Here is a 23390-nt window from a genome sequence, read left to right as displayed (position 1 = left end):
GATTCGATTGCGGCCGTCCTGTCCTGCGATGGGATGGCCGGAATCAGGACAGCGCCCATTCCTTGAAGCGCAGCGTCAGTTCGTCGTAGTGATCGCCCCAGTACGCGTCGTTGATGAGCAGGTTCGACTTGTTGTTCGGATCGGACAGCCATTTGCGAACGGCAGGGTCCATCATTGCTCGCGCGCTTTTGCTCGCGGGCGTATTGCCGTGCAGGTTCATCAACGCGGCCTGGCGGTCGGGGCGCAGCGCAAACTGCACGAACTTCATCGCGTCCTTCCGGTTCGGCGAGTTCTTCAGCACCACCAGATATTCGAGGCCTGTCAGCGTCTGCTTGAACGAGAAGTCGACCGGCTGGTTCGCTTCCTGCGCTTCCTTCACGCGCGTCGCGTACGTGTAGCTGAAATCGACCTGACCGGTTTCCACGAGCGTCACGGTCTGCGGCGTCTGCTCGACCCAGTTCGCGATAGATGGCTTCACGCGATCGAGCGCGCGGAACGCGCGGTCCACGTCGAGCGGATAGACCTTTTCGGGCGGCACGCCGTCCGCGAGCAGCGCGATTTCCAGCGTTTCGAACGCGCGGTTGCGCAACGTGCGCGGACCGGGAAAGCGCTTGAAGTCGAAGTAGTCCGCGAAGGTTTGCGGATGCTTGCCGTCGGGGAAGCGCTTGCCGTCCCAGCAGATGCCGCCGGTGAAGCCATAGAACGGCACCATCTCCTTGCGCACCGGCGCGATCAGGTCGGACGCATTGAAGAGCGCCGGATCGAGCGGTTCCCAGTAGCCGTTCTTCGCGCCGTTGAAGGCCATCGAACCCGGCGCATCGAACACGTCCCATTGCACGTTGTTCGTCATGACCTGCGCCTTCACCTTGGCGAGATCCGGCGTATCCACCAGCGTGACGTTCACGCCGAACTCTTTCTCGAACGGCTTCGCGAGCGCTTCCTCCACGCCCTTGCGATAGTTGCCGCCCCAGCTCACGACCGTGAGGTTTTCGGCGGCGAGCGCCTTGCGCGACGTGACGATCATTGGCGCGGCAAGCGCGCTGCCCGCGAGCGCCGATCCCGCGAGTTGCAGGAAGCGGCGCCTGTCCAGGCCGGTTGTGCGATTCGATGCCATGCTGATCTCCTCTTGTAGTGGTGAGCCGGGCCGCCCGTCAGACTCGCGCGGACTCTCGTTCGACGAATGCGGGCACGATCTGCTCGAGCCGTTGCCGCAGGGCGCTGGACGTGGGGAAGAGCGGCGGCAGCACGCCGCCGAAATCGAGGCCGGTGAGCGTCAGTGCGGTTTTCAGCGGCGCCGGGTTGGGCTCGGCAAAGACCGCATCGATCAGCGGGCGCAGCGTCGCATGCAGCGCGATCGATTCCTTCAGACGCCCGTCAAGCGCGAGATCGAGTATGCGCTTCCATTGACGCGGCACCAGGTTGGAACTGGAGATGATGCCGCCGACCGCACCCATCGCCACGTGCAGAGGTAGCACGTCTTCCTCGCCGCTCAGGATCGCCATCTTCGACGCCGACTGCTCCGCCACGCGCATCTGCTGCGCGAGATCGGGATTGCAGGCCTTCATACCGACCACGCGCGTCATCTCGGCCAGCCGGTTGACGGTGTTGTAATGCAGCGAAACGCCGGTGCGATACGGAATCTCGTACAGGATGATGTCGGCATCCACCTTGTCGGACAGATGCTTGTAGTAGTCGAGCACGCCTTCCTGGGTCGGGCGGTAGTAGTAGGGCGTGACGACCATCACCGCCTTCGCGCCGGCTTCGACGTAAGCCTGCGCGTTCTCGACCGCATCGTTGATGCCGGCCGAGATGATGCCGGGAATCACCGGGCAGCGGCCACCGACCGCTTCGAGCGTGCTCTCCACCACTGCGAGACGTTCGCGGAACGTCAACGAAATGTATTCGCCGGTTCCGCCGACCGGCACGATCGCGTCCGCCTGCGCGTCGATCAGCCGTTCGATCAGCTGGCGCAACACCGGCGCATTGAACTGACCTTTCGAATCGAAGGGGGTGGGGACCGACGTGAGAATGCCTGTGTACTTGTGACGGGTGCTCATGTGTGCCTCGATAAGTCGCTCGAAAGACGCTCCAGCTCAAAACGCCGGAGCGCGTTTGGCAAGACCGCGTTTAGCGAGACATTAGAGACATCAAAAAGCGTACCGGTACACCATCAACTTCGCTGAACGATTGTATTAGCCGGACTAAACCTTCGTGCGGAACCCGGCTGGAAAGGGGGGGCGTCGAGCCAGGCGCTGGGCGCCGGTTTTTTCGCTTGGTTAAGCCGCGCTAAAACTCAAGTTAAGGACGAACCGATCTTGCGCGAGTCAATTTTTTGACTTGCCTACGCTGCGCTCGGTGTCGGAACCAGGAAGACCCGGTTCCGGCCGCTGTCCATCGCCGCGTCAAGGTCGGATATGAGCGGCTCGATCCGTCAACTCTCCCAAGGTTCGTCCTTATGAAAAAGAAACTGATATTCCTGGCCAGTCTCGCCAGCGTGTCGACGCTCGCCCACGCGCAAAGCAGCGTCACGCTGTACGGACTGATCGACGTCGGCATGGTCTACGTGAACAATACGGGCGGTCACAGCCTGGCCGAGATGTCGAGCGGCAACATCAACGGCAGCCGCTGGGGGTTGAAGGGCAACGAGGACCTCGGTGGCGGCCTGCAGACGCTGTTCGTACTCGAGAGCGGCTACAGCCTCAACAACGGCAAGCTCGGCCAGGGCGGCGACCTGTTCGGCCGGCAAGTCTACGTGGGCCTCACGTCCACGTCGATCGGTACGGTCCTGATCGGCCGCCAGTACGACTCGATCACCGACTACCCCGGTCCGTTCGAAGCCGCCAACCAGTGGTCGCCGTATTTCGGCGCGCATCCGGGCGACCTGGACAACGTCAACGGCACCAACCGGATCAACAACACGATCAAGTTCAAGAGCCTCGACTACAGCGGCTTCACGTTCGGCGGCATGTACAGCCTGGGCGGCGTGGCCGGCCAGTACACGCGCAACCAGATCTACGCAGTGGGCGCGGCCTACAAGCAGGGACCGGTCGCACTCGGCGTGGCGTACGAAAACATTCGCGATCCGAACTATTCGCTGTACGGCAACAACGCGACGTCCAGCGCGACGGCGTCGAACGTAACGAACCGGATCTTCTCGGGCTACGCGTCGGCGCACACGCAGCAGATCATCGCGGCGGGCGGCGCTTATACGTTCGGCGCCGCGACCATCGGCGGAACGTACAGCTACACGCAATTCGGGAATCTCGGCACCGAGTCCGGCCTCGCGTCGACCAACGTCGGCCGTTCGGCGATGTTCAACAACGCCGAACTCAACTTCAAGTATCAGCTGACGCCTGCATTGCTGCTCGGCGCGGCGTACGACTACACGCGGGGTTTTGGCGTGCACCAGGCGACCTATAACCAGGGCGTGCTGGGCGCGGTGTACCTGCTGTCCAAGCGCACGGACCTGTATGCGGACGTGATGTACCAGCATGCGTCGGGCACCGACTCGACCGGCGGCCCGGCGGTGGCCGCGCTCAACGGCCTGACCGCATCGTCGACGCCGAACCAGATGCTGACGATCGTCGGCATGCGGCATCGGTTCTGACGTTTCCGACGAAAGCAGGCGGGGCTCGCACGAGCCCCGGTTCTCTAAAGGACATCGACATGTCAACGAGAAAACCCGTCGTGGCAACGCGACGCAAGCTTCTGCAGGCAGCAGGGTCCACGTTGTTGTCGGGCGTGCTGGGCGCGCCCATGCTCATGACTTCGCGCAAGGCGCGTGCTGCCGGCAACCTGGTGCTGGTGAGCTGGGGCGGCGCGTATCGCGACGGCGTCGAAAAGGAGCTGACGAAGCCCTTCGAAAAAGAGTTCGGCGTGCCGGTGACGATCGTCGATACACCGGATCTCGCGAAGGTCAAGGCGCAGGTCACGACGAACAACGTGCAATGGGACGTGTTCGATGCGGTCGGCCCGATGGCGATGACTGGCTCGAAGAACGGCTATTGGGAAGCGCTCGATCCGGCGATGACCGACACCCACGATCTGATCGCGCCGATGACGAAAGACGCGGTGCCGTTTTTCAGCTATACGGGCGGCATCTGCTGGGACAACAGCAAATTTCCGGCGGGCAAGCATCCCGAGACCTTCGCGGAACTGTGGGACGTGAAGCGATTCCCAGGCCATCGCGGCTTGCGCAACCGCGTCAGCGAAACGCTGGAAATGGCCTTGCTGGCCGACGGCGTGCCGCCCGGAAAAATGTATCCGCTCGACGTCGAGCGCGCATTCCGCTCGCTCGATCGCATCAAGCCTTACGTGTCGAACTGGATCGACCAGACGCCGCAGACGGTCGCGCTGGTCGAGACCGGCCAGATCGATTTCAGCTACACGTATTCGACGCGCGTGAAGGCCGCGCAGGATGCGGGCAAGCCGATGCAGTTTTCGTTCAGACAGAACATGCGCGGCCTGCAGTATCTGGTCGTGCTGAAAAATGCGCCCAACAAGGCCAACGCGATGAAGTTCGTGCAGTTTGCGTTGCGCCCCGACCGTCAGGCCGCGCTGATGAACATCCTGCTCAACACGCCGGCGCGCCGGTCCGCGTTGCCGATGATGCAGCCCGAAGCGCGCAGATGGCTCCCCGATCCGAACAACCAGGCGAGCGTGTTCAGCAACGACGCGTGGTGGGCGGACCACTACGACGAGCTCACGCTGCGTTTCAAGGAGTGGGTGCTGAGCTGAGCGCATCGCCGCGTTTCGCATCGCATGCTTCGACAGCATTAGCGCGGGCAAAGCTTTGATGAAGCGGCGCTCAAGGAACGCGGCGTCGAGTTACGGCGACGGATGATTTTGCAACACGGCGGTACGACGATAACGAACAGGAGATCGCAATGCGCATCGCGAGGATTATCGGCATCGGCTTGACGGCAGGACTGTGTATCGCGGGAACGGCAAAGGCGGAAACCCAGGCGGGACATCTGCGGATCGGCACGTCGCTGACGCAGATGCCCTGGGGATTCTTCGATCAGAACAGCAAGCCGACCGGCGTCGACGTCGCGATGTGCGGCGCGCTGGCGAAGCAGCTGGGCGACACGCCGGACTTCGTCAACCTCGACTTCAAGGGCTTGATTCCGGCGTTGCAGGCCGACCGCTTCGACGTGGTCTGCGCGGCGATGTACGTGACGCCCGAGCGTCAGAGCGTGATCCAGATGGTGCCTTACATCATGGCATCGCAAACGATCATCGCGCGGCAGAACGCGAAGCTCGCCTCCGCCAGCGACCTGTGCGGCCATTCCGCCAGCGTGCTGCAAGGCTCGGGCTCGATGAAGGTGCTGCAGGACGAAAGCGAAAAATGCAAGGCGGCCGGCAAGCCCGAGATCACGATTCAGGCCTTCGACACGCAGCCCGTGGCGCTCCGCGCGCTCGAAAACAGCAGCGTCGACGCGTTCATCGCCACCGATTCGCTGGTGTCGTACTTCATGAACCACAACAGCGGCTACAAGAAGATCGCGACCGGCATCAGCCCGATGCAGCTCGGCATCGGTATTCCGAAAGACAACGCGGCGCTGGCAGCCAAGGTGCGCAAGGGGCTCGAAGCGATGAAGGCCGACGGCACCTATCAATCGATTCTCAAGACGTGGGGCATCGAAAGCGCGGCGGTCAGCACGTTCTGATGCCGCCGCGTCGCATCGAATCCATCACTCTCAACGAAGCCAACAGGAGCAAAGGATGAAGCAGGAGCTGAAGGGCATTTTGAGCGCGATCCTGACGCCGTTTTCGCGGGACGGCAGCCAGATCGATGAAGCGGCCTATGTGAAGCTGATCGAATCGCAGATCGCGGCGGGCATTCACGGCGTGCTGCTGAGCGGCTCGACGGGCGAGCATCCGGCGCTGACCATTGCGGAGCGCAAGCGGCTCTTCGAGATCGGCGTGCAGACCGGCAAGGGCAAGACCGATCTCATCGCGCACGTGGGCTCGAACAACGTGCGCGACACGCTCGATCTGACGCGTCATGCGAAAGACGTCGGCGTCGATCAGATGCTGGTGGTCACGCCGTATTTCGATCGCCTGAAGTTCGCCGACGTGCAGCGCTTTCTCGGCAAGGTGGTGGAGATCGCTGGCGGCCCGATCATCTATTACGACACGCCGGGCATCACCGGGCTCGACATCACCGAAGCGCAGATGGTGACGCTGCGCCGTGAAGGCCTGGTGTCGGCGATCAAGGACAGCCCGGCCAACTACACGCGCACGATGCGCATGCTGAGCAATCCGGATGCGCCGACCGTGTTCGCCGGCTCCGACCCCGCGCTGCTCGCGGTGCTCGCGCACGGCGCGCCGGGCACCATCATCGGCGCATCGACCTTCGTGCCGGAGCTGTGCGTCGCGCTGTACGACGCGGTGTCGGTCAAACGAGATCTGCCAGCCGCGCTCGCGGTGTGGGCGAAGCTGTGGCCGATCATCGACTTCATGCTGCTCAACGGCTATGTCGCGCTTGCGAAGGCGGGATCGGCGCTGCGTGGACTGCCGCTCGGCGAGCCGCGCGAACCGATCGCTTCGTCGCCCGAAGCCTTGCGGCGCGAGCTGAAGGCGCTGCTGGATCGCGCGGAAGTGGGCCGGCTGGCGGGACTGTAAGGGGAGGCGGGTGATGACTGTCTGGGACTGGTCGGTTTTCCTTCACGATCTCGTCGAGCCCTCCATTCTCACGGGGCTCTGGACGACGATCTGGCTCACGCTCGTCACCCTGATGCTCGCGATCGTGCTCGGCACGATGATCGCGCTCATCGGTGGTGTGAACGGCCGCATCACCCGAAGCTTCTATCAGGGCTACGTCGCGTTCTTTCGCGCGACGCCGCTGCTGGTGCAACTCGTGTTTCTCTACAGCGCGTTGCCGCAGCTCGGCGTGCGGCTCTCGGTGCTGGAAGCCGCGGTGATCGGTCTGATGTTCTCCGAGAGCCCGTACGTTGCCGAGATCGTGCGCTCGTCGCTGTCCGCGGTGCCGGTCGCGCAATGGGAGGCCGCGCGCGCGGTCGGCATGCGGCCGGTCACGATCATGCGCGCGATCGTCTTTCCGCAGGCCTTGCGCATCGCGATACCGCCGCTTGGCAACGAGTTCGTGCGGCAGCTGAAGAACACGTCGCTGGTGTCGGTCATTTCGATGACCGAACTGTTCCGTGCCACGGACAATCTCACCCAGGCCAACTTCCGCGTGCTCGAAGCGCTGACGGTCGCGACGCTGTACTACCTCGCCGTGACGGCGATCTGGACGCTGCTGCAGGCGGCCTTCGAGCGGCGCAACTCGCGCTGGTTCGCGGATGCCCGGAAGCGTGCGTCGTCGATCAAAACCTCGCTAGCGGAGCAGCAATGAACAGCACGCATGGATCGACGGACCGCTTTCTGCGCGTGTCCGGCGTGGTCAAGCAGTACGGCGACTACACCGCGCTCCGATCGGTGTCGCTCGATGTCGCAAAGGGCAGCGCCGTTGCGCTGATCGGACCGAGCGGCTCGGGCAAGAGCACGCTGCTGCGCTGCGTGAACGCGCTCGAAGAGATTTCGTCGGGCACGATCGAGGTTGGCGATTTCGAGGTCGGCTACCGCACCGAAGGCAGGACGCGTCGCCGGCTGGGCGCATCCGCGCTCGCCGCGCAACGCGAACACGTGGGCATGGTGTTCCAGAGCTTCAACCTGTTTCCGCACATGACGGCGCTGGAAAACGTCACGTCCGGGCCGCGGCTCGTGCGCGGCGAGTCCGCGGAACGCGCGAAAAAGCGTGGCATGGAACTGCTCGAACGGGTTGGCCTCGGCAATCGCGCGGGCAATTTTCCGCGGCAATTGTCGGGCGGGCAGCAGCAGCGCGTGGCCATCGCACGCGCGCTCGCGATGGATCCGCAGATCATGCTGTTCGACGAGCCGACCTCCGCGCTCGATCCGGAGACCGTGCAGGAGGTGCTCAACGTGATTCGCGATGTGCGGGAGTCGGGCATGACGATGCTGATCGCGACGCACGAAATGGAGTTCGCGCGCCATGTGTCGGACACGACGATCTTCATGGAGGCCGGGCAGATCGTCGAACAGGGACCGTCGGGCGAAGTGCTGTTCGCGCCGCAGACGGAGCGCTGCCAGCGATTTCTGGCAGGCCTGACGGGCGCGCGGAACTGACCGGTCCGCTGTCGCGATGGCGGCGGTAACTGTCGTTGGGCCGCACGACAGGTCCGCGCAAAAAACTTAAGCGATGCTTATGTCGAACTCAACCGCTGCTGATCCTGCATCCGAGGGCCGACCGCCGCTGTAGTCTGCGAGGACGTGCGCGTCGCCTGGCGGCGCGCTTGCCCGGTCCGGTCCTGAAACGCAGGGCGGCAGCGCAAAACCGAGGAATTCCCGACATGCAGACTCCTGGCTATCGACCGATCGTCCGCGGCGATTCGCCCGTGCTGGTGATTACGCCGCACACCGGCACCGCCATCCCGACCGACCTGCTGCGTCATCCCGCATGGGTGCCCGTGCAGGGCCGCGTCGCCGATCCTGCCGGCATCCTGCTGCAGGAGTCCGCGCGGCGCGCGGGCGCAACGCTGGTGGCAGGGCACTACCACGCATGCGTGATCGACTTCAACGTGGCCGCCGACAACCGCTCGCTCACGCCGAGCCTGAGCCGTCAGGGCCTGTGCCGCACCCATACATCGCGCGGCGAGGCGCTCTACGAGCCGGGCGCCGAACTGAGCGCCGACGAGGTCGAAGCGCGCATCGGGCAATACTGGCAGCCGTTCCATGCGCGCGTCGGCGAAGAAATCGCGCGGCTGCGCGCGATCCACGAGCAGGTGGTGCTGCTCGTGTCGCATGCGAGTTTCTGGCTGTCGCCGTACCGGCTCCAGCATGGCGATCTCGACTGCAACATCGGCACGCATCGCGGCGAGGCGTGCGACCGCCGGCTCGTCTCGGCGCTGACCGACGCCGCGCGCGCGCAGGGGCGCTCGTGGGTGGTGAACGGCAAGATCGCGGACTGCTTCGCGGCGCAACACTACGGGCACCCGGACCAGGGCGTGCACGCGATCGAAGTGGAAGTGGCGGGCAGCTGGCGCAGCGACTGCATGGCGCGCGTCGGCGCGACGCCGGCGGACGACGAGACGGCCGCCGCGCGCACGGACGCATCGCCGCATGCGCCCTCTGATCCGACCTTCGACGCGGTGCTGGCCGCGCTCGATACGACGGTGCGGCAGCTGTCGCGCGCCTGGACGGTCTGAGCGGGCGGCTCGATCCGGCTGCTCGGCGAGCCTGACGAATGTCGCGCTGCGCGTGCCGCTGACACGGTACGCGTCTTGCTCTACCAGCGTGCGTCATCCGACACGGCCAACTGATCGACCGTGCTACATTCGGCTTTCCAACCTGCCGCCGAATATGAAAGACACTGCACCTGAACAGTTTCCCGACTGGGACCTGCTGGCGAGCTGGGTCGCCGTGGTGGAGGCCGGTTCGATCTCGGAGGCGGCCACCCGGCTCGCGATTTCGCAGGCGGGCGTGTCGCAGCGCATCAAGGTGCTGGAGACCATCCTCGACACGACGCTGCTCGATCGGGCCACACGTCCCGCGCGACCCACAGCCGCGGGTCAGCGTCTGTTCGAGCATGCCACCGTGCTGCTGCAGGGCGCGGGCCAGATGATGGAAAGCGTGCGCAACGTGACGCGCGCAAAGCGGGTGGTAGTGCGGCTCGGTTGCGTCGATTCGTTCGCGGCCACCATCGGCCCGATCGTGCTGCGCGCGCTGGCGGGCACGTCGCATCAGATCCGCCTGTGGTCCGGCATCACGCCCACGCTGGACGCGCAGCTCGAAGCGCGTCAGATCGATATCGCGGTGACCACGGCCAGCAAGTCGCAGGCGCCGGGCATCCGTCGCCAGAAGCTCTTTTCCGAGCCCTATCTGGTGGTCATGCCGCGCAGCTTCGAAGTGGACCGCTTCGGCTCGCTGACCGATCTCAGCCGCCATCTGCAACTGATCCGCTATAGCGCCCGCTCCACCATCGGCCAGCAGGTCGACGCGTATCTCGCCGCGAGCGCCGACAATGTGGAGCGCACCTATGAACTGGATGCGACCGATCCGATGCTGGCGCTGGTTGCGGCGGGACTCGGCTTCGCGCTCACCACGCCGCTGTGCCTGTGGCAGTCGCGGCATTTCGTGTCCGACGTGCGGGTGGTGCCGCTCTCCGCGTTCTCGAGGCACGGCCGGCCGTACGAGCCGCTCAGCCGCGCGTTCTATCTGGCGTTCCGCGAAAACGAACTGGGCCGTCTGCCTACCGATCTGTATGAAATGCTGCGACTCGCATTCGAGCGTCAGGTCGCGCGTGACATCGCGGCCGCACTCTCGCTGGAACTCGATGACATCCGTATCGCCGATGACGCGTAACGCTCCGGGTTTTTCCCCATTGGCGCAGCCCGCGCGCCATGCCGCGCCTCGTTCACGCGGCGCTCCATAACTGCCACCGATCCTATGCATAAGGACGCGTGAAGCAAGCGCCACTTTTTTTAGCGCCGACTACGCTCCATCCTGAACCCGGCCGGCCTGAGTCCGGCCTATGCCGCGTGTCGCGCGCGCCGGCCGGCCTTCCGTCCTACCGTTTCTTCAAGGAGCAGGAGTGAATTCCAGTCCAAACTTTCCGCTGCCCGCCAACGAACCCGAAGTGCATTTCGGCACGGGAACTGTCGCCGCCGCGCAACTGCAGGAAGCGCTGAATGCACGCGACGTAGTCGAGATTCCGACGGTGATCGGCGGCAAGCGTTACTTCTCGAACGACGTCGTCGAAGTGCGCGCACCGCACGACCAGTCGCGTCTGCTCGCACGCATTCACCGTCCGACCGAAGCGCAGATCGGCGAGGCGATCGCCAGTGCGAAGTCGGTGTCGCGCGACTGGGCGTCGCTGCCGTTCGCGAGCCGCGCGACCATCCTGCATCGCGCAGCGGACATCATTGCCACGCGTCAGCGCATGCGCATCAACGCGGCCACCGTGCTGGGCCAGAGCAAGACCATCGATCAGGCCGAGCCCGATGCGGCGTGCGAGCTGATCGACTTCCTGCGCTTCAACGCGTTCAACGCGCAGCGCGTGTATGCCGAGCAGCCGGCTTCGGTCGCGACCGCCGTCAACCGCACCGACTGGCGCCCGCTCGAAGGTTTCGTGTACGCAGTGTCGCCGTTCAACTTCACGGCGATCGGCGGCAACCTGACGACGGCCCCCGCGATCATGGGCAACACGGTGCTGTGGAAGCCGTCCGAGAAATCGGCGCTCGCGAACTGGATTTTCTACGAAGCGCTGGAAGAAGCGGGCCTGCCTGCGGGCGTGATCAACTTCGTGCCTGGCGAGGCCGAACTCACCACGCGTGCCGTGCTGAATTCGCCGGATCTGGCGGGCATTCACTTCACCGGTTCGTCGGCTGTGTTCCAGTCGCTGTGGAAGGGCGTCGCGTCGAAGGTGGACGCGTTCCGCACGATTCCGCGCCTGGTCGGCGAGACGGGCGGCAAGGACTTCGTGCTCGCGCACGCGTCGGCGCATCCGTCCGAAGTCGCGATCGCGCTGATTCGCGGTGCGTTCGAATATTGCGGGCAGAAATGCAGCGCCGCGTCGCGCGCGTACGTCCCGCGCAGCCTGTGGCCGGCGGTGCGCGACGAAATGGTCGCGCGTCTCGCGCAGTTGAAGGTCGGCGATCCGGCCGATCTCGGCAAGACCTTCATGGGCGCGGTGATCTCGCAGGCTTCGCACGCGAAGCTCACGGCCGTGCTGAACGCCGCGAAGGACGACAGCAAGGTGACCGTGGTGTCGGGCGGCAAAACATGGTCGGAGCCGGGCTTCTTCGTCGAGCCGACGGTGCTCGAAGTGTCCGATCCAAAACACGCGCTGATGAGCGAGGAACTGTTCGGGCCGGTGCTGTCGGTGTACGTCTACGCGGACAACGCGTGGACCGACACGCTTGCTTTGATCGATTCGACCAGCCCGTACGCGCTGACTGGTTCGATCTTCTGCACCGACCGCTTCGCGCTGCATGAAGCCGAGGCCGCGCTCGTGAACGCGGCGGGCAACCTGTATCTGAACGACAAGCCGACAGGCGCGATGATCGGCCAGCAACCGTTTGGCGGCGGCCGCGCGAGCGGCACCAACGACAAGGCGGGCTCGTATCTGAACCTGTTGCGCTGGGCATCGCCGCGCGTCGTGAAGGAGACGTATCTGCCGCCGCGAGAGTGGTCGTTCGGCGTTTGAGGTTGTAGCGCGACTTCGAGGGCGGGGCTTTACGGGTCTTTACGGGTCTTGAATTACCCGCCCTTATAAAGAGGCTAATCAAACGTGATGGAATGCAGTCCGTTTTTTTGGCTTCTTATCGTTGATCGAAACGGCGGCGTTGCAACGCCGCCACCCGATTCACCCTGAACTGACAAGAATCTCCGAGACGATGAGCACGAACCATCCGTACGCCGGAATCCTGACCGCGGTGCCGACGCCTTTCGATGCCGATAACCGCTTCAATCCCACGCCGCTCAAGCAGCACATCGCCAACCTGATCGCAGCGGGTGCGGACGGCATCGTAGCGCTCGGCGGCAGCGGCGAATACGTCGCGCTGACGCCCGACGAACGCCTGCGCGTGGTCGACACGGCGCTCGAAGCCGGCGCGGGCAAGCTGCCCGTCGTGCCGGGTGTGCTGCCGCCGGGCCTCGGCGACGCGATCGAAGCCGGCCGTGCATACGTGAAGGCAGGCGCGAAGGCGCTGATGGTCGTCACGCCGTACTACTACCGGCCGACCCAGCAGGGCATCGTCGATTACTACAAGCGCTTCTCCGATGCCGTGGACGCGGACATCATCCTGTACGAGATTCCGTACCGCACCGGCGTGTCGCTGCACTACGAAACCGTCGACAAACTCGCCGACCTGACGCGCGTGGTCGGCATCAAGGCGTGCAATCCCGATCTCGCACAGCAGATGCGCGCAGCCGAACTGGCGAAGTCGAAAATCGCGATCCTGACCGGCGAAGAAGACGTGCTGCCGCTGCACGTGGCGATGGGCGCGGTCGGCGCGATCATCGTCAGTAGCAACCTGATTCCGAAGCAGTGGGCGAAGGTGTTGCGCCTCGCGATGAACGGCCAGCTCGCCGAGGCCGTGGTGCTGCATGCGACGCTGCGTCCGCTGATCGACGCGATGTTCGCCGAGCCGAATCCGGCAGGCGTGAAGGCCGCGCTGCAATTGCGCGGCCTCGACTTCGGCGGTCTGCTGTCGCCGCTCGAAGCGGCGTCCGCGTCGCTGCGCGGCCGTCTGGCCGACGTTCTCCCGGCGCTCGTCGCGCGGGAATCCGAATAGACCACTGCCGATCACGACTGGGGCTCAGCCATGTCATCGAATCCGAAAACCGATCTGCCGCGTCGCCGCTTCCTGCAAGGCGCAGGCGCGACCCTGCTGTCCGGCGCGATCAGCGCGCCGATGATCATCACGTCCCGCAAGGCGATGGCTGCGAGCAACCTCGTGGTGGTGAGCTGGGGCGGCAACTATCACCAGGGCGTCGAAGAGGCGCTCGCCAAGCCGTTCGAAAAGGAATTCGGCGTGCACGTCACGCTGGTCGACACGCCGGATCTCGCGAAGGTCAAGGCGCAGGTGATGACCAACAACGTGCAGTGGGACGTGTTCGACGCCGTCGGCCCGATGGCGATGACCGGCTCGAAGAACGGCTACTGGGAACCGCTCGATCCGGCGCTCTTCAACACGAAGGACCTGATCGCGCCGATGACGAAGGAAGCCGTGCCGTTCTACGGCTTCACCGGCGGCATCTGCTGGGACAACAGCAGGTTCCCGGACGGCAAGCATCCGCAAACCTTCGCCGATTACTGGGACGTCAAGAAGTTTCCAGGCCATCGCACGCTGCGCAACCGCGCGAGCGAGACGCTCGAAATCGCGCTGCTCGCCGACGGCGTGCCGCCCGAGAAGCTGTACCCGCTCGACGTGGAACGCGCGTTCAAGGCGCTCGACCGCATCAAGCCGTACATCTCGAACTGGGTCGACCAGACGCCGCAGACAGTGACGCTCGTCGAAACCGGGCAGGTCGATTTCAGCTACACGTACTCGACCCGCGTGAAGGCCGCGCAGGACGCGAAAAAGCCGATCGACTTTTCGTTCAAGCAGAACATCGTCGGGCTCGAATATCTGGTCGTGCTGAAGAACGCGCCGAACAAGGCCAGCGCGATGAAGTTCGTTCAGTTCGCGATGCGCCCGGACCGTCAGGCCGCGCTGATGGAGTACCTGATCAACACGCCGGCGAGCCGTTCGGCGCTGACCATGCTGAAGCCGGAAACGCGCAAGTGGCTGTCGGATCCGAACAGCAAGATGAACGTGGTCAGCAACGACGCATGGTGGGCCGATCACTACGACGATCTGACGCTGCGTTTCAAGGAGTGGGTGCTCGGCTAGTCGCAGGGAAAGCGGCGCGTGTGCGACGCGCCGCGGTAGCAGGAAGGAGGAGGAGAGATGAAAGGACGCAACGACGGATTGCTGTATGTCGGGCCGGCGACCGTGTTTCTGTTTTTCGTGCTGTTCGTGCCGCTGGCCTATGTCGTGTACACAAGTTTCTGGACCGCGGACGGACCATCGCTTTCCGCCTACCGGCGGCTCTTCGGCAGCGCGCTGTTTCTGCGCACGCTGTGGTCCACGTTCGAGATCAGCATCAGCGCGGCGGTGGCGAGCATGCTGCTCGGCTATCCGATCGCGATGCATCTCGCGCGCCAGACACCCCGCAAGCGCGCGGTCTACATGGTGCTCGTGCTGGTGCCGTTCTGGACCAGCATCCTCGTGAAGAGCTACGCGTTCACCGTGCTGCTCGGCCGCGACGGTCTCGTGAATCAGGCGCTCTCCGCGCTGTTCCATACGCAGGTCCAGCTGCCGATGCTGTTCAACCGGTTTGGCGTGATCGTCGGCATGACGAACTATCTGATTCCGTTCATCGTGTTTCCGGTGCTGGCGAGCCTGCTCGCGATCGACCGCTCGCTCTATCTCGCCTCCGAGATCGCAGGCGCGAAACCGCCGCGCATCTTCTTCCAGATCACGTTGCCGCTGAGCCTGCCGGGCGTCGTCGCGGCCGGACTCAGCACGACGGTGATGTCGATGGGCTTCTTCGTGATTCCGGCGCTGCTCGGCGGCCGTAAGGACGCGATGATGTCGAACCTCGTCGACTTCTACACGCGCGAAGCGCTGGACTGGAACATGGCATCGGCGATCGGCGTGATCCTGCTCGGCATCGTGACGCTGGCCGCGCTCGGCGCCGACTGGTTCCAGAAACGCGACAGGCGGCGCGCTTTGGCCGCGCCCGCGAGCACGACGACGAAAGAAGGAGCGTTCGCATGACACCCTCCATGCAGATGTCCGCGCCCGCGAAAGGCGGCGTGGTGGTCGACCGCCTCACGCGCCGGTATGTGCGGCTGCGCAACGTGATCGCGTTCGCGGTGTACGCGTTCATTCTCGTGCCGACGCTGATCGTGATTCCGATTTCGTTCGGCGGCAGCGGCGAAATGACTTTCCCGCCGCGCGTGTGGACGCTCGAGCTGTATCACCAGCTGTTCACGTCGAGCAGCTGGGTCGGCACGATCCTGCAAAGCGTGAAGGTCGCGTCGATGACGACCGTGCTCGCGTCGCTGATCGGCGTGCCGGCGGCGTACGGTCTCGTGCGCTTCGAGTTTCCCGGCAAGCGGCTCGTGATGCTGCTCCTGATGAGCCCGATCCTCGTGCCGGTGATCGTCGTGTCGCTCGGGCTGTACCTGTATCTGTCGCGTCTGCATCTGGTCGGCACGACCGCGGGCCTCGTGATGAGCCACGTCGCCTACGTCACGCCATTCATGATGATGACGGTGATGGCCGGCGTGAAGAAGCTCGATCCCGCGCTCGAATTCGCGACCACCATCATGGGCGCGAAGCGCAGCACGATGTTCGTGAAGGTGGTGCTGCCGCAGCTGCGGCCGTCGATTTTCGCGGGCGCGCTGTTCGCGTTCCTCGTGTCGTTCGACGAAGTGGTGATCGCGTGGTTTCTCACGAGCCCGACCACCACGACGCTGCCCGTCAAGATGTACAGCAGCATCCAGTGGGACGTGTCGCCGGTGATCGCGGCGGTGTCCGCGCTGCTCACGGTGCTCTCGCTGGTTTTCTGCTCCGTCTCGGCGATGCTGCAGCCGGCCACACCCGAATCCTCACATTGAAGCCGGAGGTACCATGTCCCATGTACTGCTCGAAAAGGAAGGACGGCCTTCCGGTCTGGACGCGCGAAATGACGGGGACGCGCGCGCGGCGTCCGCTATCACGAACATGAAAGGCAACATGATTGCTTTCGAGGGCGTCGGCAAGACGTATGGCAATGCGGTCGCGCTGCACACGACCGATTTCACCGTGCGCGAAGGCGAGTTCCTGAGCCTGCTCGGGCCGAGCGGCTCGGGCAAGAGCACGATCCTGAACATCATCGCGGGCGCGATCGCGCCGACGAGCGGACGCATCCTGCTGAAAGGCCAGGACGTCTCGACCGTGCCGCCGCGCGAGCGTGGCCTCGGCATGGTGTTCCAGAACTATGCGCTGCTGCCGCATCTGAACGTGTTCGACAACGTCGCGTTTCCGCTGCGCATTCGCGGCCTCGGCAAGGCCGAGATCGCACAACGCGTGCGCAACGCGCTGGAACGCGTGGGCCTCACCGGCTACGAAGGGCGCAAGCCGCGCGAGATGTCGGGCGGCCAGCAGCAGCGCGTGGGCATCGCGCGCTGCATCGTGTATGCGCCGTCGGTGATCCTGATGGACGAGCCGCTCGGCGCGCTCGACAAGAAGTTGCGCGAGCAGCTGCAGGGCGAGATCAAGATGCTGCACAAGGATCTCGGCACGACGCTCGTGTACGTCACGCACGATCAGGAAGAGGCGCTGAACCTGTCCGACCGCGTGTGTCTGATGAACGGCGGGCGCATCGCGCAGATCGGCACGCCGGACGAGCTGTACTTCGAGCCGGTCAGCGAGTTCGTTGCGGATTTCGTCGGCGAATCGAATCTGATCGAAGGCACGGTGACGGCGGACGACACGGTCGCGACCGCCGACGGCCTTACGCTGGCGGTGCGCAGCACGCAGGGCCACGCGACGGGTACGCGCGTGAAGGTGCTGGTGCGCCCGGAAAAGATCGGCGTGCTCGACAGCGATGCCGCGCCCGCCGCCGCGCAACAGCGGAACACGTGCACCGGCACGGTTGCGCAAACCTCGTTTATCGGCGGCATGACGCGGATCGAACTGAAACGCGGGAACGGCGCGCCGCTGCTCGTGAAGACGATTTCGACCCGCGCCGCCGAGCGTTTGCCTGTCGGGCAGGCGATGACGGTCGCATGGTCGGCGAACGACAGCGTCGTGCTGAAGAACCAGGAATAACATGGAACAGCAATCCATCGTCGACGCGATGCGCGAACTCACGGGCGCGGCCAACGTCGTCACGGCTGCCGCCGACATGGCGCCGCATCTGATCGACTGGCGCAAGCGTCACACGGGGATCGCGGCGTGCGTGGTGTTTCCGCGCAGCGTCGAACACGTATCGGCCGTGCTCGCGTTCTGCAACGCGCACGGCATCAAGGTCTTTCCGCAAGGCGGCAACACGAGCGTGTGCGGCGGCTCGGTGCCGGACGCGAGCGGCAACAGCATCCTGCTGAACCTCGGCAAGATGAACCGTGTGCTGGACATCAACGCGCAGGACAACTCGATGACCGTCGAGGCGGGCTGCATCCTGGCGGACCTGCAACAGGCCGCGCTCGACGCCGACCGCATGTTTCCGCTCACGCTCGGCGCTGAAGGCTCGTGCCAGATCGGCGGCAATCTCGCGACCAACGCGGGCGGCACGAACGTGGTGCGCTTCGGCAATACGCGCGATCTCGTGCTCGGCCTGCAGGCGGTGCTGCCGGACGGCAAGGTGTGGAACGGCCTGCGCACGCTGCGCAAGAACAACAGCGGCTACGACCTGAAGAACCTGTTCGTCGGCGCGGAAGGCACGCTCGGCGTGATCACCGCGGCGTCGCTGAAACTCTTTCCGAAGCCGCGCGCGGTTGCGACCGCGTTGCTCGGTTTCGATACCGTCGATGCGGCAGTGCAGCTCGGCATCGAACTGCAGTCGGCGTTTCCCGGCGAACTCGTCGGGCTCGAACTGATCTCGCAAAGCGAATTCGAGATCTCGCTGCGGCATGCCGCCAACGCGCGCAATCCGTTCGAACGGACGCCCGCGTGGATGGTGCTGGTGGAACTGGCAGCATCGGCGGGCTCGAACGACGCGCTTGCCGATGCGCTGACCGCGGCGCTCGAAGCGCCTTTGGAGAACAGCACGATCGTCGACGCGGTGGTCGCATCGAGCGAGCAGCAGCGTCTCGACCTCTGGCACATCCGTCATCACGTGACGGAGGCCAACGGCCGCGAAGGCATGGGTCTCACGCACGACATCGCGGTGCCGATCTATCGCATTCCCGATTTCGTCGCGCAGGCGGGCGCCGCGCTCGCGGAACACTATCCGCAGGCGGTGCCGGTGATCGTCGGCCACATGGGCGACGGTAACCTGCATTACATCGCGATGTTCTCGCATGAGTACTGGGCGGGCGTGTCCGACAAGATGCGCATGCAGAGCAAGGTTAGCCATCTGCTGTACGACATCGCCGCGACGATGGGCGGCACGTTCAGCGCGGAGCACGGCATCGGCTCGCTGCACGTCGAGGAAATGTCGCTGTACAAGGACGCGCAGGAAGTGGCGATCATGCGTCAGGTGAAGGACCTGCTCGATCCGAACGACACGATGAACCCGGGCCGGGTGCTTCCGGCGCGCAACGCAACGCCGCCTTCGCACGCGTAACGGACCCACGATGCGCTGCTCGAATGTCGCGGACTATCGCGAAGCGGCCCGGTGCTTTCTGCCGGACTTCGCGTGGCAATACCTCGAAGGTGGTGCGGAAGACCAGCTCACGATGGCGGACAATCGCGCCGCGTTCCAGCGTATCGGCTTCACGCCGCGCGTGCTCGTCGACGTCGACGCGGTGGATACGCGTGTGATGTGGGGCACGACATCGGGAACGACGACGGCCGCGTGGCCGGCGGTGGTCGGGCCCACCGGACTCAACGGTCTGTACCGTCCACATGCGGAAGAAACGCTCGCGCGCGCTGCGCATGCGCGCGGCCTGCCGTTCGCGCTTTCGACCGCGTCGACGAGTCTGATCGAGGACGTGCGGCGCGCAACCGACGGCGAACTTTGGCTGCAGCTCTACGTGCAGCAGGATCGCCGCATCGCTGAAAACATGATGGCGCGCGCGCGTGCCAACGGCTTCACGACCTTGCTGTTGACGGTCGATACGCCCGTCACCGGTCAGCGCGATCACTACGCGCGCACCGGCTTCACGCTGCCGCTCAAATGGACGCCGCGTCTGCTATGGGACGTGGCCACCCATCCGCGCTGGGTCGCGGCGGTCGGTCGGCACGGCGTGCCGCAACTCGTGAACATTGCGAAGAGTGCAGGGCTCGGACGCGGCATTGAAGAGCAGGCCGCCGCGCTGAGCCGGCAGATGGACCGCTCGATCGCGTGGGCCGACCTTGCGTGGCTGCGCCGGCACTGGCCGGGCCGGCTGCTCGTCAAGGGCGTGCAGTCCGCGACGGATGCGCTGCATGCGTCGAAGCACGAAGTGGACGGGGTGGTGCTGTCGAACCACGGCGGCCGCCAGCTCGACGGCGCGCCAAGCGCAATGGACGTGCTCGCCGAAGCCGCACCGCTGGTGCGCCGCGATTTCGATCTCTTCATCGACGGCGGTGTGCGTCGTGGCAGTGACATCGTGAAAGCGGTTGCGCTTGGCGCGCGCGGCGTGCTGCTGGGTCGCGCACCGCTCTATGGGCTTGCCGGCGGCGGTCGCGCGGGCGTGGACCACGTGCTCGCGCTGCTCGAGAACGAACTGCAGATCTGCCTGCGGCTGCTCGGCTGCCCGCGCATCGATGCGCTCGATACGTCGTGGTTGCGCCGGCCGCAGGCAGCGCGAGCTTTGGAGGAAGTGGACGCGTGAAGAACGCAACGGCGCTCGGCCGGCGCGTTCTTCACGGCGGTTACAGCGCCTGCGTGATCTGCGGCACGGCTTCGAACAGATCGCCGACCAGACCGTAGTCGGCCACGCTGAAGATCGGTGCTTCGGCGTCCTTGTTGATCGCGACGATCACCTTCGAATCCTTCATGCCGGCCAGATGCTGGATCGCGCCCGAGATGCCCACGGCCATGTACAGTTGCGGCGCGACGATCTTGCCGGTCTGTCCGACCTGCCAGTCATTGGGCGCGAAGCCGGCGTCGACCGCCGCGCGCGACGCGCCGACCGCCGCGCCGAGCTTCTCTGCGAGCGGGTCGAGCAGCGCGAAGTTCTCCGCGCTGCCAAGGCCGCGTCCGCCGGAAACGACCACCCGTGCCGAGGTCAGCTCGGGCCGCTCGCTTACCGCGACCTCGCGGCGCACGAAGCGCACGCGCACCGTGGCGGGCACCGCGTCGAGCGTTTCGATGGCAGCATTGCCGCCCGTTGCAGGCGCGGCTTCGAATGCGGTGGTGCGGATGGTCGCGACCTTGACCGGATCGTCGCACTGCACGGTGGCGATCGCATTGCCCGCGTAGATCGGACGTTCGAACGTATCGGGGCCGTGAATTGCGATCGCATCTGAAATCTGCGACGCGTCGAGGTTCGCCGCGACGCGCGGCGCCACGTTCTTGCCTGCCGCTGTGGCCGGAAAGAGCAGATGCGTGTAGTGCTCCGCCAGCGCGGTCACCTGTGCGGCGATGTGCTCGGCCAGGCCATCCGCGAGATGCGGCGCATCGATCAGGATCACCTTGTCGACGCCTTCGATCGTGCTCGCGGCCTGCGCGACCGCTTGCGCGCCGCTACCGGCGACCAGCACGTGCACGCCGTTGTTCAGCAGCCGCGCGGCGGCGACGGTGTGCAGCGTCGCGGCCTTCAGTTGCGCGGCGTCATGTTCCGCAATGACGAGAGTGGTCATCAGATTACCTTCGCTTCGTGTTTCAGTCTGTCGATCAGTGCCGCAACGTCCGCCACCTGCACGCCGGCCTTGCGCGCCGCCGGTTCGACGATCTTGAGCGTCTTCAGGCGCGGCGCCGGATCGACGCCGAGATCGGCCGGGCTGAGCGTATCGACGGGCTTTTTCTTGGCCTTCATGATGTTGGGTAGCGTCACGTAGCGCGGTTCGTTCAGGCGCAGATCGGTCGTGACGATCGCGGGCAGTTGCAGTTCGATCACTTCGAGGCCGCCGTCCACTTCGCGCGTCACGGTCGCCTTGTCGCCGTCGATCTCGATCTGGCTCGCGAAGGTGGCCTGCGGCCAGTCGAGCAGCGCGGCGAGCAGCTGGCCGGTCTGGCCGGCGTCGCCGTCGATCGCCTGCTTGCCGAGAATCACCAGTTGCGGCGCTTCGCGTTCGACCGCCGCCTTCAGCAGTTTCGCGACCGCGAGCGGTTGCAGTTCGACGTCGGTCTGAATATGCAGCGCGCGGTCCGCGCCGATCGCGAGCGCAGTGCGCAGCGTCTCCACGCTTTGCGCCGGGCCGCAGGTCACGGCGATCACGTCGCTGGCTTTGCCGGCTTCCTTCAGGCGCGTCGCGGCCTCGACGGCGATCTCGTCGAACGGATTCATCGACATCTTGACGTTGGCGATATCGACGCCGCTCTGGTCCGCCTTGACGCGCACCTTCACGTTGTAGTCGACGACGCGTTTGACTGCTGCGAAGACTTTCATGCGTGTGTTCCTGTTCGGTTCCCTGATGCGGATGGAGCGGGGACGTGGGGCAACGCCCGGCACGCGTCAGGAGACGGCGCCGAGGCCATATTTGCCCGTCAGCAGCGCGCCGGTCGCGAAGCGCTCGATCGAATACGGTTCGAGCGAGACGTCGGTGGGCAGACCGAGCGCGGCCTGCGCGAGCACCTTGCCGACCGTCGGCGAAAGCTTGAAGCCGTGGCCCGAGAAGCCGTAGCCGACCACCAGCCCTTCGATGCCCGGCAGCGCGCCGAGCACGGGGTTCCAGTCGGGCGTGACGTCGTACACGCCGGTCCACGACGACGCGATGCCCGCCGTTTCGTAGGCGGGGAAACGCTGCGCGACCTGCGTGCCGACGTCGACGACGTAGTCCATCGGAATATCGCCCTGTTCGGGATCGGCGACGCTGAGCTTTTCGCCGACCACGCCTTCGCTGACGAGCATCTGGTTGCCGCCATAGCTGCGGTAATACAGCATGCCTTCCGACGCGAGGTCCTTGAAAACGGGCATCGCGAACGTGTACGGCGCTTCCGCGCATTCGAGGGCGAGCACCGCGTGACGTTCCGGCGCGACGGGCAGCGTCTTGCTGGTCCAGCCCGCGAGTTCCGGCGTCCAGATGTTCTGCGTGCTGATGACGGTGCCTGCGGCGAAATCGCCGATGCTGGTCGATACGCCGACCACCTTGCCGTTTTCCATCAGCAACTGGTTGACGGAGACGTTCTCGCGAATCGTCACGCCGCCGCGCCGTGCCGCGCGCGCGAAGCTGGTGGCGGTGAGATACGCGTCGGCGAAACCGGCTTCCGGCTCGTAGCCGATCAACGCGGCGTCGTCGAACCGCGCGATCGGCATCCGTTCGCGAGCCTGGGCGGTGTCGAGAATTTCCAGCGGAATGCCTTGCGCCTTCTGCTGGTCGAGCGACGCGCGCAGCGGCTCCAGCTTGTCGCCTTCGGCCGCGACGATCATGTAGCCGCATTTGACGAGACCGCACGACGCTTCGTCATCGCCGAGATAGGCGGCGAAGTCGTTGAATACCGACCACGATTTGTGGGCCAGTTCGACGTTTTCCTTCACCGAATAATGCGTGCGCAGAATGCCCGACGACTGCGCCGTCGTACCGGCGCCGATCGTCGCGCGGTCCAGCACCAGCACGCTTTTCGCGCCGAGCTTCGACAGGTGATACGCCACCGAGCTACCCACCACGCCCGCGCCGATCACGACCACATCATAGGTATTCACTGTTCCGCCTTCCTTGTTTTGCAGATCACCCCCGCATGTTGCATGGCCAGAACCGGCTGCCGGGCTATATAAGCGATTGCAATCTTTAGTAGAAGGCATGCTCAATCAAGCGCGGCGAGGGAAGAGCGGATTCATGAAGGTGTCAACCGCGTGTAAGGCTTGAATGCAGCATAAGCATTCGTGATAACGGCGGCGGGTGGCGCCGTGCGGGCTAGCATGCGGTTGTTGCGTTCATCCCAATCTGTCGACCATGAATCCTCCCACTCTGGCCGAACTGGCCGCCCAGTACGGCCCGCGCGAATCGATGGAGTACGACGTCGTGATCGTCGGCGGTGGCCCGGCGGGCCTCGCGGCCGCGATCCGCCTGAAGCAGCGCGCG

The 23390-nt window shown here is 65.0% G+C and carries 22 protein-coding genes; 17 read left to right on the top strand and 5 right to left on the bottom strand.

Annotated features, from left to right (window positions below; translation table 11 throughout):
* Nucleotides 1-43: 43 nt before the first annotated feature.
* Nucleotides 44-1114 (bottom strand): ABC transporter substrate-binding protein, encoded by a 1071-nt coding sequence (locus tag DVS29_RS32620; protein WP_118184701.1) that lies wholly within the window; start codon nucleotides 1112-1114, stop codon nucleotides 44-46.
* 37 nt (nucleotides 1115-1151) lie between these two features.
* Nucleotides 1152-2057, bottom strand: a complete 906-nt coding sequence (gene dapA, locus DVS29_RS32615; RefSeq protein ID WP_118184699.1) for a 4-hydroxy-tetrahydrodipicolinate synthase — start codon at nucleotides 2055-2057, stop codon at nucleotides 1152-1154.
* Between the two features lie 398 nt (nucleotides 2058-2455).
* Here dapA (DVS29_RS32615) and DVS29_RS32610 point away from each other — a divergent pair, with 398 nt between their 5' ends.
* From DVS29_RS32610 to DVS29_RS32535, 16 genes are all read left to right on the top strand, one after another.
* Complete coding sequence (locus tag DVS29_RS32610; RefSeq protein WP_118184697.1) at nucleotides 2456-3607, top strand: porin; 1152 nt, start codon at nucleotides 2456-2458, stop codon at nucleotides 3605-3607.
* Between the two features lie 59 nt (nucleotides 3608-3666).
* A complete protein-coding gene (locus DVS29_RS32605; RefSeq protein ID WP_118184695.1) occupies nucleotides 3667-4737 on the top strand; it encodes an ABC transporter substrate-binding protein in 1071 nt (356 codons plus the stop codon).
* A gap of 149 nt (nucleotides 4738-4886) precedes the next feature.
* Entirely contained in the window at nucleotides 4887-5669 is a 783-nt protein-coding gene (locus DVS29_RS32600) for an ABC transporter substrate-binding protein (protein ID WP_118184693.1), read from the top strand.
* 55 nt (nucleotides 5670-5724) lie between these two features.
* On the top strand, nucleotides 5725-6627 hold the full coding sequence (locus DVS29_RS32595; protein WP_118184691.1) for a dihydrodipicolinate synthase family protein: 903 nt from the start codon (nucleotides 5725-5727) through the stop codon (nucleotides 6625-6627).
* A 13-nt stretch (nucleotides 6628-6640) separates the two neighbouring features.
* Entirely contained in the window at nucleotides 6641-7360 is a 720-nt protein-coding gene (locus DVS29_RS32590; RefSeq protein ID WP_118184689.1) for an amino acid ABC transporter permease, read from the top strand.
* Nucleotides 7357-8151 carry an amino acid ABC transporter ATP-binding protein gene (locus tag DVS29_RS32585; RefSeq protein ID WP_118184687.1) on the top strand — a complete coding sequence of 265 codons (795 nt, stop codon included), beginning with the start codon at nucleotides 7357-7359 and terminating at the stop codon, nucleotides 8149-8151. Before DVS29_RS32590 ends, DVS29_RS32585 begins: the two co-directional genes overlap by 4 nt.
* Nucleotides 8152-8375: 224 nt before the next feature.
* Nucleotides 8376-9230 carry an N-formylglutamate amidohydrolase gene (locus DVS29_RS32580; protein WP_118184685.1) on the top strand — a complete coding sequence of 285 codons (855 nt, stop codon included), beginning with the start codon at nucleotides 8376-8378 and terminating at the stop codon, nucleotides 9228-9230.
* Nucleotides 9231-9384: 154 nt separating this feature from the next.
* Nucleotides 9385-10386, top strand: coding sequence for a LysR family transcriptional regulator (locus DVS29_RS32575; protein ID WP_118184683.1), 1002 nt, complete (start codon nucleotides 9385-9387; stop codon nucleotides 10384-10386).
* A 229-nt stretch (nucleotides 10387-10615) separates the two neighbouring features.
* Complete coding sequence (gene pruA, locus DVS29_RS32570) at nucleotides 10616-12229, top strand: L-glutamate gamma-semialdehyde dehydrogenase (protein ID WP_118184681.1); 1614 nt, start codon at nucleotides 10616-10618, stop codon at nucleotides 12227-12229.
* 190 nt (nucleotides 12230-12419) lie between these two features.
* Nucleotides 12420-13319 (top strand): 4-hydroxy-tetrahydrodipicolinate synthase, encoded by a 900-nt coding sequence (gene dapA / locus DVS29_RS32565; RefSeq protein WP_118184739.1) that lies wholly within the window; start codon nucleotides 12420-12422, stop codon nucleotides 13317-13319.
* 30 nt (nucleotides 13320-13349) lie between these two features.
* A complete protein-coding gene (locus DVS29_RS32560) occupies nucleotides 13350-14420 on the top strand; it encodes an ABC transporter substrate-binding protein (protein WP_118184679.1) in 1071 nt (356 codons plus the stop codon).
* 57 nt (nucleotides 14421-14477) lie between these two features.
* On the top strand, nucleotides 14478-15350 hold the full coding sequence (locus DVS29_RS32555) for an ABC transporter permease (protein ID WP_118184677.1): 873 nt from the start codon (nucleotides 14478-14480) through the stop codon (nucleotides 15348-15350).
* Nucleotides 15347-16195 carry an ABC transporter permease gene (locus DVS29_RS32550; protein ID WP_118184675.1) on the top strand — a complete coding sequence of 283 codons (849 nt, stop codon included), beginning with the start codon at nucleotides 15347-15349 and terminating at the stop codon, nucleotides 16193-16195. The genes DVS29_RS32555 and DVS29_RS32550 overlap by 4 nt, the downstream gene beginning before the upstream one ends.
* 13 nt (nucleotides 16196-16208) lie before the next feature.
* Nucleotides 16209-17390 (top strand): ABC transporter ATP-binding protein, encoded by a 1182-nt coding sequence (locus DVS29_RS32545; protein ID WP_118184673.1) that lies wholly within the window; start codon nucleotides 16209-16211, stop codon nucleotides 17388-17390.
* A 1-nt stretch (nucleotide 17391) separates the two neighbouring features.
* Complete coding sequence (locus tag DVS29_RS32540; RefSeq protein WP_118184671.1) at nucleotides 17392-18846, top strand: FAD-binding oxidoreductase; 1455 nt, start codon at nucleotides 17392-17394, stop codon at nucleotides 18844-18846.
* Nucleotides 18847-18856: 10 nt separating this feature from the next.
* Nucleotides 18857-20038 carry an alpha-hydroxy acid oxidase gene (locus tag DVS29_RS32535; RefSeq protein WP_118184669.1) on the top strand — a complete coding sequence of 394 codons (1182 nt, stop codon included), beginning with the start codon at nucleotides 18857-18859 and terminating at the stop codon, nucleotides 20036-20038.
* A 40-nt stretch (nucleotides 20039-20078) separates the two neighbouring features.
* On the opposite strand, the gene DVS29_RS32530 is transcribed toward DVS29_RS32535, so the two are convergent.
* The 3 genes from DVS29_RS32530 to DVS29_RS32520 all read right to left on the bottom strand — a co-directional run bounded on the left by DVS29_RS32530 (nucleotide 20079) and on the right by DVS29_RS32520 (nucleotide 23011).
* On the bottom strand, nucleotides 20079-21008 hold the full coding sequence (locus DVS29_RS32530; RefSeq protein WP_118184667.1) for an electron transfer flavoprotein subunit alpha/FixB family protein: 930 nt from the start codon (nucleotides 21006-21008) through the stop codon (nucleotides 20079-20081).
* The gene (locus DVS29_RS32525) at nucleotides 21008-21757 is read right to left on the bottom strand and encodes an electron transfer flavoprotein subunit beta/FixA family protein (protein ID WP_118184665.1); all 750 of its coding nucleotides are present in this window, start codon (nucleotides 21755-21757) and stop codon (nucleotides 21008-21010) included. Before DVS29_RS32525 ends, DVS29_RS32530 begins: the two co-directional genes overlap by 1 nt.
* Nucleotides 21758-21823: 66 nt before the next feature.
* Nucleotides 21824-23011 carry an NAD(P)/FAD-dependent oxidoreductase gene (locus DVS29_RS32520; protein WP_118184663.1) on the bottom strand — a complete coding sequence of 396 codons (1188 nt, stop codon included), beginning with the start codon at nucleotides 23009-23011 and terminating at the stop codon, nucleotides 21824-21826.
* 250 nt (nucleotides 23012-23261) lie between these two features.
* Between DVS29_RS32520 and DVS29_RS32515 the strand changes: the two genes are divergently transcribed.
* On the top strand, nucleotides 23262-23390 hold a 129-nt coding region (locus tag DVS29_RS32515; RefSeq protein WP_118184737.1), incomplete at its 3' end, for an FAD-binding protein.

This window comes from Paraburkholderia phosphatilytica (genome assembly GCF_003443895.1).
GTDB lineage: Bacteria > Pseudomonadota > Gammaproteobacteria > Burkholderiales > Burkholderiaceae > Paraburkholderia > Paraburkholderia phosphatilytica.
This window is presented reverse-complemented; position numbering and strand designations above follow the sequence as displayed.

Excerpts from the sequence above, each read along its gene's own strand:
- DVS29_RS32620 (WP_118184701.1), bottom strand. The coding sequence starts at position 1,114 with ATGGCATCGAATCGCACAACCGGCCTGGACAGGCGCCGCTTCCTGCAA.
- dapA (WP_118184699.1), bottom strand. The coding sequence starts at position 2,057 with ATGAGCACCCGTCACAAGTACACAGGCATTCTCACGTCGGTCCCCACC.
- DVS29_RS32610 (WP_118184697.1), top strand. The coding sequence starts at position 2,456 with ATGAAAAAGAAACTGATATTCCTGGCCAGTCTCGCCAGCGTGTCGACG.
- DVS29_RS32605 (WP_118184695.1), top strand. The coding sequence starts at position 3,667 with ATGTCAACGAGAAAACCCGTCGTGGCAACGCGACGCAAGCTTCTGCAG.
- DVS29_RS32600 (WP_118184693.1), top strand. The coding sequence starts at position 4,887 with ATGCGCATCGCGAGGATTATCGGCATCGGCTTGACGGCAGGACTGTGT.
- DVS29_RS32595 (WP_118184691.1), top strand. The coding sequence starts at position 5,725 with ATGAAGCAGGAGCTGAAGGGCATTTTGAGCGCGATCCTGACGCCGTTT.
- DVS29_RS32590 (WP_118184689.1), top strand. The coding sequence starts at position 6,641 with ATGACTGTCTGGGACTGGTCGGTTTTCCTTCACGATCTCGTCGAGCCC.
- DVS29_RS32585 (WP_118184687.1), top strand. The coding sequence starts at position 7,357 with ATGAACAGCACGCATGGATCGACGGACCGCTTTCTGCGCGTGTCCGGC.
- DVS29_RS32580 (WP_118184685.1), top strand. The coding sequence starts at position 8,376 with ATGCAGACTCCTGGCTATCGACCGATCGTCCGCGGCGATTCGCCCGTG.
- DVS29_RS32575 (WP_118184683.1), top strand. The coding sequence starts at position 9,385 with ATGAAAGACACTGCACCTGAACAGTTTCCCGACTGGGACCTGCTGGCG.
- dapA (WP_118184739.1), top strand. The coding sequence starts at position 12,420 with ATGAGCACGAACCATCCGTACGCCGGAATCCTGACCGCGGTGCCGACG.
- DVS29_RS32560 (WP_118184679.1), top strand. The coding sequence starts at position 13,350 with ATGTCATCGAATCCGAAAACCGATCTGCCGCGTCGCCGCTTCCTGCAA.
- DVS29_RS32555 (WP_118184677.1), top strand. The coding sequence starts at position 14,478 with ATGAAAGGACGCAACGACGGATTGCTGTATGTCGGGCCGGCGACCGTG.
- DVS29_RS32550 (WP_118184675.1), top strand. The coding sequence starts at position 15,347 with ATGACACCCTCCATGCAGATGTCCGCGCCCGCGAAAGGCGGCGTGGTG.
- DVS29_RS32545 (WP_118184673.1), top strand. The coding sequence starts at position 16,209 with ATGTCCCATGTACTGCTCGAAAAGGAAGGACGGCCTTCCGGTCTGGAC.
- DVS29_RS32540 (WP_118184671.1), top strand. The coding sequence starts at position 17,392 with ATGGAACAGCAATCCATCGTCGACGCGATGCGCGAACTCACGGGCGCG.
- DVS29_RS32535 (WP_118184669.1), top strand. The coding sequence starts at position 18,857 with ATGCGCTGCTCGAATGTCGCGGACTATCGCGAAGCGGCCCGGTGCTTT.
- DVS29_RS32530 (WP_118184667.1), bottom strand. The coding sequence starts at position 21,008 with ATGACCACTCTCGTCATTGCGGAACATGACGCCGCGCAACTGAAGGCC.
- DVS29_RS32525 (WP_118184665.1), bottom strand. The coding sequence starts at position 21,757 with ATGAAAGTCTTCGCAGCAGTCAAACGCGTCGTCGACTACAACGTGAAG.